Origin of the sequence: Mesorhizobium sp. M0698 (assembly GCF_040320455.1) — a bacterium.
In the GTDB taxonomy this organism is placed as follows: Bacteria; Pseudomonadota; Alphaproteobacteria; order Rhizobiales; family Rhizobiaceae; genus Mesorhizobium.
In genome coordinates this window covers 21,366-38,140 of the sequence record NZ_JAMYPQ010000001.1, presented here as the reverse complement: position 1 = coordinate 38,140, position 16,775 = coordinate 21,366, and the positions used below count along the sequence as shown (strand labels likewise).

At 64.3% G+C, this 16,775-nt stretch carries 18 protein-coding genes; 9 read left to right on the top strand and 9 right to left on the bottom strand.

The window, feature by feature from the left end:
- Positions 1-153: 153 nt before the first annotated feature.
- From NKI16_RS00215 to NKI16_RS00200, 4 genes are all read right to left on the bottom strand, one after another.
- Complete coding sequence (locus tag NKI16_RS00215; RefSeq protein WP_023675685.1) at positions 154-1,248, bottom strand: tetratricopeptide repeat protein; 1,095 nt, start codon at positions 1,246-1,248, stop codon at positions 154-156.
- Complete coding sequence (gene ku, locus NKI16_RS00210; protein ID WP_023675684.1) at positions 1,245-2,159, bottom strand: non-homologous end joining protein Ku; 915 nt, start codon at positions 2,157-2,159, stop codon at positions 1,245-1,247. The genes NKI16_RS00215 and ku overlap by 4 nt, the downstream gene beginning before the upstream one ends.
- Positions 2,160-2,380: 221 nt before the next feature.
- Complete coding sequence (gene ligD, locus NKI16_RS00205) at positions 2,381-4,879, bottom strand: DNA ligase D (protein ID WP_023675683.1); 2,499 nt, start codon at positions 4,877-4,879, stop codon at positions 2,381-2,383.
- 155 nt (positions 4,880-5,034) lie between these two features.
- On the bottom strand, positions 5,035-5,259 hold the full coding sequence (locus NKI16_RS00200; RefSeq protein ID WP_023675682.1) for a hypothetical protein: 225 nt from the start codon (positions 5,257-5,259) through the stop codon (positions 5,035-5,037).
- A 184-nt stretch (positions 5,260-5,443) separates the two neighbouring features.
- On the opposite strand from NKI16_RS00200, the gene NKI16_RS00195 reads away from it, so the two are divergent.
- The 6 genes from NKI16_RS00195 to NKI16_RS00170 all read left to right on the top strand — a co-directional run bounded on the left by NKI16_RS00195 (position 5,444) and on the right by NKI16_RS00170 (position 11,648).
- Entirely contained in the window at positions 5,444-6,451 is a 1,008-nt protein-coding gene (locus tag NKI16_RS00195) for an aldo/keto reductase (RefSeq protein ID WP_023675681.1), read from the top strand.
- Between the two features lie 227 nt (positions 6,452-6,678).
- Complete coding sequence (locus tag NKI16_RS00190) at positions 6,679-7,629, top strand: substrate-binding domain-containing protein (RefSeq protein WP_023675680.1); 951 nt, start codon at positions 6,679-6,681, stop codon at positions 7,627-7,629.
- Between the two features lie 238 nt (positions 7,630-7,867).
- Entirely contained in the window at positions 7,868-9,436 is a 1,569-nt protein-coding gene (locus NKI16_RS00185) for a sugar ABC transporter ATP-binding protein (RefSeq protein ID WP_352721519.1), read from the top strand.
- Positions 9,433-10,449, top strand: a complete 1,017-nt coding sequence (locus NKI16_RS00180) for an ABC transporter permease (protein ID WP_023675678.1) — start codon at positions 9,433-9,435, stop codon at positions 10,447-10,449. Before NKI16_RS00185 ends, NKI16_RS00180 begins: the two co-directional genes overlap by 4 nt.
- A gap of 242 nt (positions 10,450-10,691) precedes the next feature.
- Positions 10,692-11,060 (top strand): endonuclease domain-containing protein, encoded by a 369-nt coding sequence (locus NKI16_RS00175; protein ID WP_023675677.1) that lies wholly within the window; start codon positions 10,692-10,694, stop codon positions 11,058-11,060.
- 90 nt (positions 11,061-11,150) lie between these two features.
- Complete coding sequence (locus NKI16_RS00170) at positions 11,151-11,648, top strand: GNAT family N-acetyltransferase (protein ID WP_031211481.1); 498 nt, start codon at positions 11,151-11,153, stop codon at positions 11,646-11,648.
- A gap of 196 nt (positions 11,649-11,844) precedes the next feature.
- Here the strand turns inward: NKI16_RS00170 and NKI16_RS00165 are convergent, their stop codons facing one another.
- The 3 genes from NKI16_RS00165 to NKI16_RS00155 are packed head-to-tail and all read right to left on the bottom strand — an operon-like array spanning position 11,845 to position 14,031.
- Positions 11,845-11,985 carry a hypothetical protein gene (locus tag NKI16_RS00165; RefSeq protein ID WP_023675675.1) on the bottom strand — a complete coding sequence of 47 codons (141 nt, stop codon included), beginning with the start codon at positions 11,983-11,985 and terminating at the stop codon, positions 11,845-11,847.
- Between the two features lie 42 nt (positions 11,986-12,027).
- Positions 12,028-13,659: a chaperonin GroEL gene (gene groL / locus NKI16_RS00160; protein WP_352678890.1), complete on the bottom strand. Its 1,632-nt coding sequence runs from the start codon at positions 13,657-13,659 to the stop codon at positions 12,028-12,030.
- A gap of 57 nt (positions 13,660-13,716) precedes the next feature.
- Complete coding sequence (locus NKI16_RS00155; protein ID WP_352457303.1) at positions 13,717-14,031, bottom strand: co-chaperone GroES; 315 nt, start codon at positions 14,029-14,031, stop codon at positions 13,717-13,719.
- Between the two features lie 338 nt (positions 14,032-14,369).
- Here NKI16_RS00155 and NKI16_RS00150 point away from each other — a divergent pair, with 338 nt between their 5' ends.
- Entirely contained in the window at positions 14,370-14,639 is a 270-nt protein-coding gene (locus NKI16_RS00150) for an usg protein (protein ID WP_023675672.1), read from the top strand.
- 85 nt (positions 14,640-14,724) lie between these two features.
- Here the strand turns inward: NKI16_RS00150 and NKI16_RS00145 are convergent, their stop codons facing one another.
- Complete coding sequence (locus tag NKI16_RS00145) at positions 14,725-15,018, bottom strand: DUF982 domain-containing protein (protein WP_245274652.1); 294 nt, start codon at positions 15,016-15,018, stop codon at positions 14,725-14,727.
- 137 nt (positions 15,019-15,155) lie between these two features.
- On the bottom strand, positions 15,156-15,368 hold the full coding sequence (locus NKI16_RS00140) for a hypothetical protein (protein ID WP_245274651.1): 213 nt from the start codon (positions 15,366-15,368) through the stop codon (positions 15,156-15,158).
- A gap of 345 nt (positions 15,369-15,713) precedes the next feature.
- On the opposite strand from NKI16_RS00140, the gene NKI16_RS00135 reads away from it, so the two are divergent.
- Positions 15,714-16,190: an Hsp20 family protein gene (locus tag NKI16_RS00135; RefSeq protein WP_352642808.1), complete on the top strand. Its 477-nt coding sequence runs from the start codon at positions 15,714-15,716 to the stop codon at positions 16,188-16,190.
- 29 nt (positions 16,191-16,219) lie between these two features.
- A complete protein-coding gene (locus NKI16_RS00130; protein WP_352621309.1) occupies positions 16,220-16,729 on the top strand; it encodes an Hsp20/alpha crystallin family protein in 510 nt (169 codons plus the stop codon).
- Positions 16,730-16,775: the final 46 nt, after the last annotated feature.

The following is a 16,775-nucleotide window of genomic DNA, read 5'->3' as shown; positions in this document are numbered from 1 at the left end:
TTGTGGGAGAAGGTGGCCGAGCGAAGCTCGGTCGGATGAGGGGTGTTCCAGGGAACGCCGACGCCTCATTTCTTCCAACACCCCTCAACCGTCTCGGCGCTGCGCGCCGATCCACCTTCTCCCACAACAAGGGGAGAAGGAGGCGCTACTACCTCACCCCGCCGACATCCGCGCCAGCTGCAAATCCACGAACTGTATCCCCTTGGCGGCCGTGCGCGCCCATTCGGAGTTGGGATCGAGTTCGAGGTAGCGCACCCAGCGACGCCGCGCCTCGGCGAGATTGCCGGCGTCGAACTCCAGCCTCGCAAGGTTGAATACCGCGTCGGCATAATTGGGATCGAGTGCGATCGCCTTGAGCAAATGCCGTCGCCCCGACGCCACCCGCCCCTCTTCGCTCATCAGCCCGGCGAGATTGAACCAGGCCTCGACGAAGCCGGGATCGAGCTTTATCGCGCGGGCATAGTCGTGCGCCGCCTCGGCCGCGTGGCCGGCGGCGCGCAGGCAGTTGGCGCGGTTGAAAGCGGCGATGGCATCGCTTGGGTCGATGGCCAGGCAGCGCCGGTAGAGCGCCGCCGCCTGCTCGTGGTCTTCAGCCCCTTCCGCCGCCTCGGCATCGGCGAACAGCTCTTCCAGCGTGTCGTCATCCTGCGTTCCCAGATCGAACAGCAGCTGGCCGTCGAGTTCGCTCTGGCCGCCCTCGAGATAGATCGCATCGGCCCGCCCATGCTGCGAGCCGACGGCGAGCGACTTGGCGGTGAGCGAGGCGACCGGGCCCGAGCGGTGCACCGAGCGCGCAATCGCCCCCCATGAGGCGCCGCCGGCAACCAGCCCGGCATATTTGCGGGCGAGGATCAGGTCGCGAAAGGAATACGGTTCGCAATCATGCTCGAAGGCATCGAACAGCGACAAAAGGTCGAGATCCTCGCCGGTCAGCCGCGACTGGTCGATCAGCGACTGCCGCGACAGCGCCGAAGCCTCCGGCGCTTTCATCAGGCCGAGCAGGCGCAGGAAGCCGTTCTCGCTGACCAGCTTGCGCCCGGCCGCGCGCTCGGTGACGACGCGGCGCTCAATCTCGGCATCATCGGCCCTGGCGAGCAACATGCGGCCCAACACGACATGTGTGGTGCGCCGAGTGACGCCGCGCCGCAACTCGCCGTGCTGGCGCTCGACCTCGCGCGCCGCCAACCTGAGCGGAAAGGCGGCCAGCGCGCCGACGATGCCGAAGACCGTGCCGGCGAGAGCCGTCACGCCTTGCTCTTGCCGACGGCTTTGAGAAGGTTCGCCTTGAGCGGGTTTTCCTTGGCCGCGGCGGCGCCGGCCTTGGCGGATTTCGCCGCGGGCTTGGCCGTTTCATCGGCCTTGCTCTTGGACTTGGCCGGCGGCTTGGCCGATTGCGACAGGCTCGCCTTCAGCGCATCCATGAGATTGATGACATTGCCGCGCTCAGGCGCCGCCGCGATGATCGGCTTATGGCCCTTCAGCTTCTCGCGGATCATCGCCATCAGCGCGATCTCGTAGCGGTCCTCGTAATTCTTCGGATCGAAGGTGGTTTCCTTCTGCTTGATCAGCGCCTCGGCCAATTGCAGCATTTCGGGATCGGGGGTTCCGGCCGGGATATTGCCGAAATACTCAGCCGTGCCACGCACTTCGTTCGGATTCCTCAAGGTGCAGACGAACATGCCGTTCTCGCGCGCGCCGATCGTCACCACGCGCTCGCGGCTGGACAGCACCAGGCGGGCGATCGCCAGCTTGCCGGATTTGCGCATCGCTTCGCGCAGCACGGCGAAGGTCTCCTCGGCCATTGCGCCGTCCGGCGCCAGGTAATAGGGCGCGTCCTGATAGATGACGTCGACCGAATGCTCGTCGACAAAGGCCTCTATGTTCATCGTATGATTGGATTCGATGCGTACCGCATCGAGATCGGAGTCCTCGATGATGATGTACTGCTTGTCCTCGTATTCGTAGCCCTTGACCAGGTCCGAACGCTCGACCAGCCCGAGTTCGGGGTCGACCGGCTTCATGTTGATGCGGTTGTGCGTCTTGTTGTGCAGCTGGTTGAAGCTGATGCGCTCGCTGGCGCTGGTCGCCGGATAGAGCCGGACCGGACAGCTGACCAGACTGAGCTTGAGGTAACCTTTCCAACTTGCCCTGGGCGCCATGAAATACTCCTACGCGGCCTTGTGCTGTCGAACTGTTCGCAGCGTTCATTCGTCCGGAGGACGAACGGGGCTGCCGAAATCCTACATTGCCCCTTACAATACCGGCAAATCCCTAGCGAAATCTTCCTCCGCTGAGAGCCGCCTGCAGGCAAGGGATCCGTGGCGAAGAATAATTCAAATTTTCCGGAGCGTCGATGGAGTCTGGGGCCGCGCCCGCGGGACTATCTCCCGGTGCCTATCACCGGCAAATCCCGGGCGAAATCTTCCATGTCGGCCCAGGGATCGCCTGACGTCGCCAGCAGGCCCGGCAGCGACGAATAATTCAGATCCTGCGGAGCGTCGATGGATTCCAGATCGCTCCAGCTCACCGGCGTCGAGGCCGGCAAATTGGTGCGGGCGCGCAGCGAATAGGGAGCCGCAGAAGTGTGGCCGCGCGCATTGCGGTGATAATCGATGAAGATGCGCCGCTTGCGGTTTTCCTTGCCCATGGTGGTGGTGAAGGTGTCGGGCGCGGTGGCGGCGAGATGGGTCGAGATGACGCTGGTTGCCTGGTGGAGTTTCTTCCAGTTCTGCTTTTGCGTCACCGGCACTGATATGTGGATGCCGTGGCCGCCGGACGTCTTGGCGAACGGCACCAGCCCTAGCGCTTCCAGCTCGCCCTTAATGTGCACCGCCGCCTCAACCACCTCGCGCCAGGCGATCCCCTCGCCCGGGTCGAGGTCGAAAACGATCAGGTCCGGCTTGTCGAGCCGCGTGCGATGGGTGCCCCAGGTGTGGAACTCGACGACACCGAACTGCGCCAGCGCCAGATAGCCCTTGGCGTCTTCCACCGAGAGATAGGATTTGGTCTCGCCCTCCGAATTGGTCGCTTCGAAAGTCGCCACAGAGGACGGCATGCCGGTGAAGGCGTGGCGCTGGAAGAAACAGTCCTGCGGCCTGCCGGTCGGGCAGCGCACCAGCGACACCGGCCGGCCGAGAATGTGCGGCAGCATGAAATCGCCGACCAGCGCGTAATAGACGGCAATGTCGAGCTTGGTCGGGCCGGTCTTGCCGAACAGCCGTCGCGTCGGGTTGGTCACCCAGATGGTGGCGAGGTCGGCCTCGGCGATCAGCCGCTTGCGCTTGGCCGAAACCGGCGTCGACAGGCCGACGTCGCGCAGGCCGCGGAACACGGCATGGCGCAGCGCATTGTCGGTGGTCCGGTTGGCGTAGTGGATATGCGCCGAAAGCAGCGGCCGCACCCAGTTCATCTCGCGCATGATTTCGCGGGGAACCCCTTCGGGCGCGGATGCACCCGCCCTTAGCGGCTCCAGCCTGGCCAGCAATTCGCCGGCGGTCCTCGCATCGAAGCCGGTGCCGACCTTGCCGCGATAGTGCAATTCGCCATCCTCGAATTCGCCGAGGCCGAGTGCGGCCAGCCCCTCGGCCGCGTCGGAGACAGTGTAGCCGGCGATAACGAAATCGCCGGTCTGAAGCGCCTTGGTCTTGGTCCAGGTCTTGGTGCGGCCGCTCTGGTAGACCGCCGTAGCACGTTTCGAGACGACGCCCTCCAGCCCCATTTCCGATGCCTGGTCATAAAGCGCCTGGCCGTCGCCCTCGGCGTGATCGCTGTACTGGATGGCGGAGTTGGCGCCGAGACCGGACAGCAGCTGCGAAAGCAGCGTCTTGCGCCGGCGGAGCGGCACTTGCCTCAGGTCCCAGCCGTCGAGATAGAGAAGGTCGAAGGCATAGAAGTGGAGCTTGTTGCCGGCGCCTTCGGCCAGCGCATCCTGCAAAAGGGCAAAGCGGCTGATGCCCTTGGCGTCGAGCGCGACGACCTCGCCGTCGATGATCGCCTCGCGGCACGGCAGCCTGGCGAAGGCAAGCGGAAGGTCGCCATAGCGCTTCGTCCAGTCGAGGCCGGCGCGGGTGATCAGCCTGACCTTCCCATCGGAAACATGCGCCATGGTGCGGTAGCCGTCGAACTTGATCTCGTGCAGCCAGGCTTCGCGCGTTCGGGCCGCTGGGTCATCGCCGCCCGGCGGCTTCGGAACCTGCGTGGTCAGCTGCGGCTCGATCCGGGAAGGCGGCGGCGCCTTGACGGCGCCCGGCAAAGCGCCGGGTTTCAGCACCACCGGCCTGGCAGGTTTGGCGGCAGGCTTCGGCGTTGCCACCAGCTCCTCGATGCGGCGTCCGGATTTGACGCTTTCCGGCCGGGCTTCCAGTATGTCGAGCTTGGCGTCGGCGGCGAGATCGCGCTCCTTGAACAGCAGCCAGTTCTTCTTGCCCTCATCGTCGCCGGGCTTCGGTTTCAGCCGCGTCAGCATCCAGCCGCCATTCAGCTTTTCGCCGGCGAGGCGGAACTTGAAGGAACCGGTGCGCAGGCTCTTCTCGACATCGTCCATCGGCGCCCAGACGCCGGTGTCCCAGACGATCATCGGCCCGCCGCCATATTCGCCTTCGGGAATGACACCTTCGAAGTCGATATACTCGAGCGGATGGTCCTCGGTCTCGACCGCCAGCCGTTTGTCGGCGGGGTTGAGCGACGGGCCGCGCGGCACCGCCCAGCTCTTCAGCACGTCGCCGACCTGCAGGCGCAGATCGTAGTGGTCGGCGGTGGCGTGATGCTTGTGGACAACGAAACGATTGCCCTCACCGGCAACCAGACCGCCGGCTGGTTCCGGCGTCCTCGTGAACTCGCGCTTGGCGCGATAAGCCTTGAGCTTCGAAGGAGCTGGCATGGACTAGGCGCGGGTGGTGGGCAAAAGCAACGAGCGCGGCATCAAAATCCCATCGCAGCGGCGCTCCAATGTCACGGCATGGATCCCAGGGTCTCCGCGACGTCGCTTAGCTCCTGCTCCGCCCTGGGATGACGAAGGATGGCAGGTCACGCCGCTCAATCGTCGGTGGCCGGCGTCAATTCGAGTTCGGCCGGCGACAGGCCCTGCTGCAGCTGGCTGAGCCGGAATTCGTCGACCCAATAGGCCTCGCCGTCCACCAGCACGCGCGCGCTGTAGCTGCCGGCCGAAAAACGCTGCGCAGTGATGTACACCTTGTGGCGGTCGAGCGCGTTCCGCACCGCGGCGCGCTTGGATTTCTGACTGGCGACGGAACTGGCCATGCTGGTTACTCACGCACAAGCCGCAAGGCGGCGTGCCTTAAGGATGGCCGAGAGCGGCTCGGCTGTCAATTTGGCGGCCGCACTGAGCCCTCGCGCGGTGGCGCCTCCCGCTCTGTGGAAATCGAGCCGGTGCGCTATATTGCCCTGGCGGCTTGGAACGCGATGCTGATCCGGAGAGCTTCACATGACAGTGACGATGCGCAAACTCGGCAGCCAGGGGCTGCAAGTCTCGGCAATCGGTCTCGGCTGCATGGGCATGAGCCAGTCCTACGGCCCGGCCGACGAGGCGGAATCGACCGCCACGCTGCACCGCGCCATCGAACTCGGCTGCACCTTCCTCGACACCGCGGAAGTGTACGGGCCGTTCACCAACGAGGAACTGCTCGGCCGCGCGCTGAAGGGCCGGCGCGATGAGGTGACGATCGCGACGAAATTCGGCTTCCGCATTGAAAACGGCAAGCAAGTCGGCACCGAGCGCGACAGCCGGCCCGAACATATCCGCGAGGCTTTGGAAGGTTCGCTGAGGAGGCTCGCCACCGACCACGTCGACCTCCTCTATCAGCACCGCGTCGATCCGGCGGTGCCGATCGAGGATGTGGCGGGCGCTGTCGGCGAGCTGATCGCTCAGGGCAAGGTCCGCTTCTTCGGCCTCTCTGAAGCCGGCGCCGCCAATATCCGCCGGGCGCATGCCGTGCATCCGGTGTCGGCCGTGCAGAGCGAATATTCGCTGTGGGAGCGCAATCTGGAGCCGGAAATCATTACGCTGCTGAAGGAGCTCGGCATCGGCCTGGTGCCGTTCTCGCCGCTCGGCCGCGGCTTTCTCACCGGCGATGTCAGGCGCGCCGAAGATTATCCGGAGGGCGATTACCGCCGCGGCGACCCGCGCTACCAGGGCGCCAACTATGATGCCAACATGCGGGCGGCGGCCATGGTACTCGACATCGCCGCCGCCAAGCGCGTCAAGCCAGGTCAGATCGCGCTGGCCTGGCTGCTCCACAAGGGGAGCGACTTCGGCATCGACATCGTGCCGATCCCCGGCACCAAGCGCAGAAAATACCTCGAGGAGAACGTCGCCGCGGCTTCGATCAGGCTGGACCCAGCCGAGATGCAAGTGCTCGACGACGCGCTGGCGCCGGGAAAGGTCGCCGGGCCGCGCTACGGCGAGCGCACCATGGTGATGATCGATCGGTAGGTCTTGCCTGCTCCCGTTCTTGCGCAAAGCTCCGGCCTTGGCTAGCATCCGCCGGCAGGCACCGAGCGGAGGAGAACGTCGCGGTGGACCGGCTGGAGCGCCGTGCGTCCCTTCAAAGCGAGTTGGGCGCTCAAAGGACACTCCATGTTTGAATCGACGCAAGGAACCTTCCGGAAAACCCATTCCGGTTTCGGGGTCATGCGCTCATCTGGGAGGAGACTAAATTGATCAACAGACGTGAATTCCTGCTGTCGTCGGCGGCGATGGGCGCCTTGGCGCTGGCCGCTCCGCGACTGGCTTTTGCGCAGGACAAGCTGACCATCCTTGGTTCGGTGCCGAGCCTCGGCTTTCCATTCTTCGTGCACATGCTGAACCAGATCAAAGCTGAGGCCCAGGCGCAAGGCGTCAACCTGGTCGAGAGCGACGGCCAGAATTCGGCGCCCAAGCAGACCGCCGATATCGAAGCGGCGCTGGTGCAGAAGGTCAACGCCATCGTCATCTCGCCGCTCGACGTCAACGCGCTGGCCCCAGCCATCGAGGAAGCGGTCAAGGCCGGCGTTCCCGTCGTCACCATCGACCGCCGCGTCGAAGGCGTCGAAGGCATCCTCGCCCATGTCGGCGCCGACAATGTCAAGGGCGGCGAGGCCGAAGCACAGGCCATGGTGGCGGCGTTCCCGAACGGCGCCAAGATCTTCCATCTGCAGGGCCAGCCCGGTGCCGGCCCGGCGATCGACCGCAACAAGGGTGTGCACAACGTCCTCGATCCGATGAAGGACAAGTACCAGATCATCTTCGAGCAGACCGCCAACTTCGCCCGCGCCGAGGCGCTGTCCGTCACCGAGGCCGGCCTTGCCGCCAACGGCAAGCCCGACGCGATCATCTGCGCCAATGACGACATGGCGCTTGGCGCGGTCGAAGCCTGCGCGGCGCGCAACTTCACCGACGTCAAGATCTACGGCTTCGACGCGCTTCCCGAAGCGCTGGTCGCCGTGCGCGACGGCAAGCTGGCCGGAACGGTCGAGCAATTCCCCGGCGAACAATCGCGCACCGCCGTGCAGATCGCGGTCGCCTACGCCAGGGACAAGACCGAGCCGAAGGAAAAGCTGGTGCTTTTGACGCCGATCGTCATCGGCAAGGACAATCTCGACAAGGCGGAGAGGCTGGGCGAGACGAAGTAAGGTTGCACAAAGGGCGCGCAGCGGCAAAAGTAGCATTCTGTCGCGCCCCCCTCTGCCCTGCCGGGCATCTCCCCCACTTGGGGGAAGATCGGGAGCTTCGCCGATGGCGCCTTTTCTGCAACGCAGGAAGATTGGCGAAAGCCGAGGTGACATCCAATCTCCCCCCTCGTGGGGGAGATGTCCGGTAGGACAGAGGGGGGGCGCTGTCCCGCCGGCAATCGCAATCCAGGAGCAAACTTTGCCCAAGGCAGCCGCCATCGCGCCCTCTCCCGCCCTGCTCACCGTCGAGGGCGTGACCAAGCGCTTTGCCGGCGTCACCGCGCTGAACGACGTTTCGCTCGAAGTCCGCCCCGGCGAGATCCTCGGCCTGCTCGGCGAGAACGGAGCCGGCAAATCGACGCTGCTCAAGATCCTGTCCGGCGTGATGCCGCCGTCCAGCGGCCGCATCGTCTTCGATGGGGTCGAATTCAGCCCGCACAATCCGCAGGATGCCAAGCGCCACGGCATCGTAACAATCTACCAGGAACTGAGCCTGATCCCGACGCTGACCGTGGCGGAGAATATCTTCATCGGCCGCGCACCGCTCGGCCGGTTCGGGCTGGTCAGTTGGCGGAAGATGGTGGAAGACTCACGCGCGATCATCGCTCGCGTCGGCCTCGACCTCGACCCGGCGACGCCGGTGTCGGCGCTGTCGGTGGCCGAGCAGCAGCTGGTCGAGATCGCCCGTGCGCTATCGCTGAAGAGCCGCTTGATCATCATGGACGAGCCGACCTCGGCGCTGACCGAAACCGAAGTGCACAGGCTGATGTCGATCATGGGCCGGCTGCGCAAGCATGGCGTCGCCATCATGTTCGTCACCCACCGGCTGGAGGAGGCCTCGGCGATCTGCGACCGCATGACGGTGCTGCGCGACGGCAGGCTGGCCGGCCATCTCGACCGCGAAGGCGGGCCGATCAAACTGCCGAAGATCATCGAGAAGATGGTCGGCCGCGCCGCTTCCGAGCTCTATGCCAGGCCGACGCAGCGCGACGTCGCCGGCGACGTCCGGCTCTCGGTGCGCGGCCTGCGCACGGTGCGCGATCCGCAGGCGCCGCACGCCATCGTGCTCGAAGGCGTCGATCTCGACCTCAAGGCGGGCGAAATCCTCGGCGTCGCCGGGCTCGTCGGCTCCGGCCGCACCGAGCTCGCCCGCGCCATCTTCGGCGCCGACCGCATTGCAGCCGGCACCATCATGCTCGACGGCAAGCCGATCGCGCCCGCCTCACCCGCCGACGCCATCGAGCTCGGCATCGGGCTGGTTCCGGAAGACCGCAAGCACCAGGCAATCTTCGCAGCACTCGCCATCCTCACCAATTTCTCGATCGCCGCGCTCGACCGCTACTCCAATGTCGGCTTCATGGCCGAGCGGCGAGAGCGCGAGGCGTTGGCGAACTATAGGAAGACGCTGTCGATCCGCATGGCCTCGCCCGAGCAGGCGATCGAGGGACTGTCCGGTGGCAACCAGCAGAAGGTCATCCTTGCCCGCTGGCTGGCACGCGATCCCAAGGTGCTGATCGTCGATGAACCGACGCGTGGTGTCGATGTCGGCGCCAAGGCGGAGGTGCACCAGATCCTGGTAGAGCTCGCGGCGCGCGGCATCGCCATCATGATGATCTCGTCCGAGCTGCCCGAAGTGCTTGCGGTGTCGGACAGGATCGTCACCATGCGGCGCGGGCGCATCACCGGCGAGATGCCTGGCATCGAGGCGACCGAGGAGAAACTGATGGAACTGATGGCGCTCGACCAGAAGCAGGAAGCAACGCAATGACCAGCACGACCGAACGGAGCCAGCGCCGCGGCGTCAATATTGCGCGCCTGCTGATGAGCTTCGGCCCGCTGATGTTCCTGGCGTTGCTGATCGTCGTCTTCACCGTGCTGAAGCCGAGCTTCATCGACCCGATCAACCTGTTCAACATCATGCGCCAGATCTCGATCACCGGCCTGATCGCGCTCGGCATGACCTTCGTCATCCTCACCGCCGGCATCGACCTGTCGGTTGGCTCGCTGCTCGCCTTCTGCGGTATGGTCGCGGCGGTGGTGGCCAAGGGCGGCACCGCCAACACGCTGTCGCTGTCGACAACGGGCACGCAAGGCTACGGCTGGTTCGCCGCCCTTCTCGCCGCCGTCGTCGTCGGCGCCGTGGCCGGCGGCGTCCAGGGCTTTGCCATCACCAGGCTGAAAGTGCCGCCCTTCGTCGTCACGCTTGGCGGCCTCACCGTGTTTCGCGGCCTGACCTTGACGATTTCCAATGGCGGCCCGATCTCCGGCTTCGACGCCTCGATGCGCTGGTTCGGTACCGGCCTGATCGGCCCGGTGCCGGTGCCGGCGATCATCTTCGCGATTGCCGCGTTCCTTTGCCATATCGTGCTGCGCTACACCCGTTACGGCCGCGCGGTCTATGCCGTCGGCGGCAATGCCGAGGCGGCACGGCTCTCCGGCCTGCGTGTCGACCGCATCCTGATCTCGGTCTACATCATCGTCGGCTTCTTCGCCGGCCTTGCCGCCTTCGTTTTGTCGGCGCGGCTCAACTCCTCCGAAGCCGTCGCCGGCATCGGCTACGAGCTGACGGTGATCTCGGCGGTAGTCATCGGCGGCACCTCGCTATTCGGCGGCATCGGCAGCGTCGGCGGCACGGTGGTCGGTGCAGGACTGATCGGCGTCTTGCAGAACGGGCTGCAGTTCAACAACGTCTCGTCCTACACGCAAAGCATCGTCATCGGCCTGATCCTCATCCTCGCGGTGGCCTTCGATCGCTGGCTGAAATCGCGGGTGAGGCGGTGATACAGGTGCCATACCTATCCAGGTCGGCGGGCCAGCACCCCCCTCTGTCCTGCCGGACATCTCCCCCTCAAGGGGGGAGATTGGACGTCGCTCCAGCTTTCGCCAATCTCTAAAGAAGGGAGAACTTTCGGCGAAGCTGCCAATCTCCCCCCTTGAGGGGGAGATGTCCGGCAGGACAGAGGGGGGGTGTTCAAGCGCAGCATAGAGAAGATGGGCAAGTTTCGCGCTGAGGAATAGAAGTAGTGAATCACTATCCCGTACCTCCCCGCAACCGCGGCAATGCGCGCAAGATGCGCAAGGCCATGACGGATGCCGAGCTGAAGCTCTGGAATGAGGTCAGGGCGCATCGACTCATGGGGCTGGCATTTCGGCGGCAGATGCCAATTGCAGGCCATATTGTCGATTTTGCCTGCCCGGACAAAAAGCTGATTGTCGAACTGGATGGCTCCCAGCATGCCCGGGCCGATGCCTCAATATCGGACGCTACCAGAAGCGCACGGCTTGAAGCGCTGGGCTGGACTATCCTGCGGTTCTGGAACGACGACGTCATTCGCGATATCGATAATGTCTGCCAGCACATAGTCATGGTGGTCGGCGCGGATGTGCGCTGAACTCAGCCGTGCAGGGTCGGCGGGACAGCACCTCTCTGTCTTGCCGGACATCTCCGCTCAAAAGGGGCAGGTTTCTGAGGCGAGGTGCCAATGACCCAAATAAGGACCATGACCGAACAGGACGTTCCGGCGGTGTCGCGGCTGCTTGGAGGGTCCTGGCGCTACACCTATTCGCCGATCCTGGGTGCCGAGACCACGGCACGGCTGTCGGATGAGAGGCACGCGCCGGAGCGGCTGGCGTCCGAGCTCGGGGACGACAACAAGATGTCCTTCGTCGCCGAGCGGGCTGACGGCTCGCTCGCCGGTTATGCGATGGCCGCGATGGACGACAAAGGCGAGGTCATGCTCGAGCGGCTCCATATAGACAAAAGCGAGTACGGCACCGGCCTTGCCGCCGACCTGCTGCATGCCGTTCTTGCCGCGCATGCGGGTATTCCCAGCATCGCCCTGGAAGTGATCGAGGGCAACGACCGCGCAATCGCCTTCTATCGCAAGCACGGCTTCGAGGTCGTCGAGCGCCGGCCGGCTGCACACGGCGTGGGCGGCCATGCCTCGCTGATCATGCGCCGGCTGCTACCACGGGCTTAGCAAGCGAAAGCGGCTGAGCGCGTAATCTCCCCCCTTGAGGGGGAGATGTCCGGCAGGACAGAGGGGGGCGCCTCGCGTGAAGCGCCAACCTTCTCTTTCGTCCCACAGGGCGTCGCGCCAGGACGTACCGACCCTCTCTGTCGCCTTCGGCGACATCTCCCCCTCAAGGGGGGAGATTGGCGACTTCTCCGACCGCTCAGACCGGGGCGTTGACGCGCTGTGCGCGCGTTGCCCAGTCGGCAACCGTCGCGCCAGCAACGCTCTCGCCGGCAACCATCCCGTTCGTCTGCGGCGCAAGCAGGTCGTTGCGGCGGGCGAAGGCGACGAAGGTGGACACGGTCCATCTGCCGTTTCGAAGTCGCGCTTTGGAAGCCTGGCCTTAGAAGTCCATGCCGCCACCGCCGGGCATCGGAGGCATGGGCGTTTCCTTCTTCGGCTTCTCTGCCACCATCGCCTCGGTCGTCACCAGCAGGCCGGCGACGGAAGCGGCGCCCTGGAGAGCAGTGCGCACGACCTTGGCCGGGTCGATGACGCCTTGACTGTAGAGGTCGCCGAACTCGTTGGTCTGGGCGTTCCAGCCATAGCCGAAGTCGGTCGTCTCGCGCAGCTTGCCGACGATGATCGAACCTTCCGCACCGGCATTCTCGGCGATCTGGCGCACCGGGGCCTCGATCGCGCGACGCACGATCTCGACGCCGGTCTTCTGGTCGGGATTGTCGACCTCGATATTGTCGAGCGCCTTCGCCGCCCTCAGCAGCGCCACGCCGCCGCCGGGCAGGATACCCTCCTCGACCGCCGCGCGTGTGGCGTGCATGGCATCGTCGACGCGATCCTTGCGCTCCTTGACCTCGACCTCGGTCAAGCCGCCGACGCGGATGACGGCGACACCGCCAGCGAGCTTGGCCAGCCGCTCCTGCAGCTTCTCGCGGTCGTAGTCGGAGGTGGTTTCCTCGATCTGGGCCTTGATCTGGCTGATGCGCGCCTGGATTTCATCCTTGCGGCCGGCACCGTCGACGATGGTGGTGTTCTCCTTCTCGATCAGCACCTTCTTGGCGCGGCCGAGCATCTCCAGCGTGACGTTCTCGAGCTTGATGCCGAGGTCTTCCGAGATCGCCGTGCCGCCGGTCAGGATGGCGATGTCTTCGAGCATGGCCTTGCGGCGGTCACCAAAGCCCGGCGCCTTGACGGCTGCAACCTTCAGGCCGCCCCGCAATTTGTTGACGACCAGCGTCGCCAGCGCCTCGCCTTCGACGTCCTCGGCAATGATCAGCAGCGGCTTGCCGGATTGCACGGCGGCTTCGAGCACGGGAAGCATGGCCTGGAGGTTGGAGAGCTTCTTCTCGTGGATCAGCACATAGGGTTCTTCGAGCTCGACGCGCATCTTATCCTGGTTGGTGATGAAATATGGCGAGAGATAGCCGCGGTCGAACTGCATGCCTTCGACCACTTCCAACTCGGTCTCGGCGGTCTTGGCTTCCTCGACAGTGATGACGCCCTCATTGCCGACCTTTTCCATCGCCTCTGCGAGGAAGCGGCCGATCTCGGCATCGCCATTGGCAGAGATGGCGCCGACCTGAGCGATTTCGTCGTTCCTGGTCACCTTGCGGGCATTGGCCTTCAGTTCGGCGATGATTGCTTCGACCGCCTTGTCGATGCCGCGCTTCAGGTCCATCGGGTTCATGCCGGCAGCAACCGCCTTGGCGCCTTCCTGGACGATCGACTGCGCCAGAATCGTCGCGGTCGTGGTGCCGTCGCCGGCGGTATCGCTGGTCTTCGAGGCGACCTCGCGCACCATCTGCGCGCCCATGTTCTCGAACTTGTCCTCAAGCTCGATCTCTTTCGCCACCGTCACGCCGTCCTTGGTGATGCGCGGCGCGCCGAACGATTTGTCCAAGACAACGTTGCGGCCCTTGGGACCGAGCGTCACCTTCACCGCATTGGCGAGGATGTCGACGCCGCGCAACATCTTCTCGCGCGCTTCGGTATGAAATTTCACATCTTTGGCAGCCATTGGAACACTCCTCGATAGGCAGCTTTTCGTTGACTGGAATGCTTGTTCAGGCCCCCCTCAGGCAGCCTTCTTCATCTCGCCCGTGGCTTCGATCACACCCAGCACGTCGCTCTCTTTCATGATGAGCAGATCCTCGCCATTGAGTTTGATCTCGGTGCCGGACCATTTGCCGAACAGAATGCGGTCGCCGACCTTGACGTCGAGCGGCTGCAACTGGCCGCTGTCGTCGCGCGCGCCGGGGCCGGCGGCGATGACCTCGCCCTCCTGCGGCTTCTCCTTGGCGGTGTCGGGGATGATGATGCCGCCCGCGGTCTTTTCGTCGACCTCGATGCGGCGGACCAGGATACGGTCATGCAATGGACGGAACGCCATGTCGTTCTCCTCTCTGGACAAACAGATTTTCGAACATCCTCCTGACCGGACCGGCAATATCGGCCCGGCACGGGGTGCGCGACCCCTTCATCAGGCATCGCGCGCATACGAACTAGTCGCGCTTTTTTCAGCTTTCAAGAGGATCATGCAAAAATTTTAGCACTCGACGCCTGAGAGTGCCAATACGCTGTAATTGTTAGCACATTCGCCGTTTCCGGCGCGATGACCCGGCCGGATTTCCAAATCTGTCCGTCTCCTGAGCCGCTTGCGGCGGCTGGAACCTATGTGGAAGGCGAGGCGTTTTGCAGACGGAGGTTCATTGGGAAAGGAAGGATTGCATGATCAGCAGGGACTTTCAGCTCCAGATGCAAGGGTTTGGCCTCACCACGGCGGAGATCCACTACCGCCTGCCCGATCATCGAAGCCTTCTGCAGCTCTACATCTGGCAGGAATACGATATTGCCCCCGATTTCCCGACGCTGAAGCATTTCCTCGATTTCTGGGAGCGCGAGATCGAAGGCCCGCTGCATTCGGTGCGCGTCGCCCATCATCACCTGATCCAGCCCTCCGAATGGCGGGCCGTAAACGGCATTATTACCGTCCACTGAGGAGCAAGCCGATCTGCCGCTAGACAGCGGACAAAGTCTCCGAAGCGGGGGAAAGGCAGCTGCCTCTCCCCACTTGTTTTGGATCTCACAATATCGGAGGGGGGTCCGGACTAGCCGGCGCGGTCGACAGGCTTGCGGGCCGATGCGAGCAATCGGGCCTTGCGCGCCGCCCGGACGAAGGCCTTGCGCGCATCACGCCGGTACGCCAACCGTCGAGCGCGTCGCGGCAGGTCCGATAGGCGGCGCGCCAACTCCGGCTGCGTGCACGGTCCGGCCACTGCTGGCGCATGCATTCGATGGCTTCCCAACTGCTGGCGACCTTGCGCTCGCTGGATTGGAATTTCAACGTGATCGGCTCGGCAAAGCGGACGTCGTCCATCACCTCCTCCTTGTTTTCTGATCGTCTTCTTGTTTGAGCAAGCAACGTTATGCTGGCGGCACCGGCGGCCGGCCGGCGCCGCTGAAGGACATGGTTCGTCTCTCTGCGCGGTTCAAGAGCATCGCGGCGACAGCCGGTTATTCCTCCTCGTCCGGCCCTTGCAGCAGTTCGATCAGCGTCGCTACTCTTGCCGTCGGCAGCGGTCGGCCCTCGTTCACCAACGCCTCGTCGGCGGCGATCCAGGCCAGGGCCTCGCGCAATTCCTGGACCGTCCCGTCCGTCGCCGCAATGTCGGCGATCACGGCTTCGTCGACCGGGCCCAGCACAGAAATGATCTCGTCGCGTGTCATGGTCAGCTCCATCTGCGGGTGCCGGGAACGGGCCCGGCAACACAAGAAATCTGGGTCTTGACCTGCTGCAGACAATAACCGGCCGGGGAAGTCAGCGTTGGCAATTGAAATCAAACAGGCAATCTCCTGCCGGACATCTCGCCGCAAAAAGGGGGATTGGCAGCCTCGCCGAGCCGACCGAAAACCGGCCCGAAAAACCGGCAAAGCGAAAGCCGCCGGGTCTTGACTTGCGGCGGACAATAACCAGATCGAAGGCACCGGTCGCCGAAATGGGGCCGGCGAAACCAGGGAGCGCCAGCTCTTTGGCGCTCCTCGTATCTATGTTGCTCGATGGAGGATGTAGCTATGAGAACCGCATTCGACTTTTCCCCGCTCTATCGGTCGAGCATCGGCTTCGACCGCGTCTTCAACCTGCTGGAAAATGCTCCGCAGGCTTTCGACGCCTGGCCGCCCTATGACATCGCGCGCAGCGGCGAGAACAGCTACCGCGTCACCATCGCCGTCGCTGGCTTTTCCGAGGACGACCTCGAAATCACCCATGAACCCAACCTCCTGATTGTCTCCGGCCAGCACAAGGAGCCGGATAACGCGGAGTATCTGCATCGTGGCCTCGCCACACGGCCCTTTACCCGCCGTTTCGAGCTTGCCGATCACGTCAAGGTTGCAGGCGCCTCGCTCGACAACGGCCTGCTCAGCATCGATCTGGTACGTGAGGTGCCCGAGGAGATGAAGCCTCGGCGCATCGCCATCGCGACCGATGCCGCCTCGCCGAAGACCGGGCCGAAGGTCGCGCAGGTCGAAGCAAACAAGCAGGCTGCCTGAATGCACCAGTCGAGAAAGGAGACTATGCAATGGCTATTCGTGATCTCATTCCCTGGGGCCGGGAGAACAATCAGACCCCCAGCCTGTTCCGTGACGCCGATCGCGATCCCTTCCTGACGCTGCATCGCGAAATGAACCGCCTGTTCGACGAGGCGTTCCGCGGCTTCGACACGCGGCTGCCGTCGCTCGGTGGCCTCTCCGCGGCCCGCGCCAGCTGGCCCAGTATCGACATCGCCGATGGCGAAAAGGAGATCCGCGTCACCGCCGAAATCCCCGGCATGGACGCGAAGGACGTCGAGCTGCTGCTCGATGACGGCGTGCTGACGCTGCGCGGCGAGAAGCGTGAAGAGACCGAGGACAAGGACAGGAAGTTCTCCGAACGCTTCTATGGCCGTTTCGAGCGGCGTATCCCGCTCGGCTACGAAGTCGACGAAGACAGAGTGAACGCCGCGTTCCGGAACGGCGTGCTCAGCGTGACGCTGCCCAAGACGGAGCGCGCCCAGGCCAAGGCCAAGCGCATCGCCATCGGCAAAACCTGACAGCTCGCAGGACGACGCCCCCTTCTGTCCGCCGGTTGCGGCTGAC

Bases quoted from the DNA above. Each gene is read 5' to 3' on its own strand.
- ku (WP_023675684.1), bottom strand. From the start codon at position 2,159: ATGGCGCCCAGGGCAAGTTGGAAAGGTTACCTCAAGCTCAGTCTGGTC.
- ligD (WP_023675683.1), bottom strand. From the start codon at position 4,879: ATGCCAGCTCCTTCGAAGCTCAAGGCTTATCGCGCCAAGCGCGAGTTC.
- NKI16_RS00200 (WP_023675682.1), bottom strand. From the start codon at position 5,259: ATGGCCAGTTCCGTCGCCAGTCAGAAATCCAAGCGCGCCGCGGTGCGG.
- NKI16_RS00195 (WP_023675681.1), top strand. From the start codon at position 5,444: ATGACAGTGACGATGCGCAAACTCGGCAGCCAGGGGCTGCAAGTCTCG.
- NKI16_RS00180 (WP_023675678.1), top strand. From the start codon at position 9,433: ATGACCAGCACGACCGAACGGAGCCAGCGCCGCGGCGTCAATATTGCG.
- NKI16_RS00170 (WP_031211481.1), top strand. From the start codon at position 11,151: ATGACCCAAATAAGGACCATGACCGAACAGGACGTTCCGGCGGTGTCG.
- groL (WP_352678890.1), bottom strand. From the start codon at position 13,659: ATGGCTGCCAAAGATGTGAAATTTCATACCGAAGCGCGCGAGAAGATG.
- NKI16_RS00155 (WP_352457303.1), bottom strand. From the start codon at position 14,031: ATGGCGTTCCGTCCATTGCATGACCGTATCCTGGTCCGCCGCATCGAG.
- NKI16_RS00150 (WP_023675672.1), top strand. From the start codon at position 14,370: ATGATCAGCAGGGACTTTCAGCTCCAGATGCAAGGGTTTGGCCTCACC.
- NKI16_RS00145 (WP_245274652.1), bottom strand. From the start codon at position 15,018: ATGGACGACGTCCGCTTTGCCGAGCCGATCACGTTGAAATTCCAATCC.
- NKI16_RS00140 (WP_245274651.1), bottom strand. From the start codon at position 15,368: ATGACACGCGACGAGATCATTTCTGTGCTGGGCCCGGTCGACGAAGCC.
- NKI16_RS00135 (WP_352642808.1), top strand. From the start codon at position 15,714: ATGAGAACCGCATTCGACTTTTCCCCGCTCTATCGGTCGAGCATCGGC.
- NKI16_RS00130 (WP_352621309.1), top strand. From the start codon at position 16,220: ATGGCTATTCGTGATCTCATTCCCTGGGGCCGGGAGAACAATCAGACC.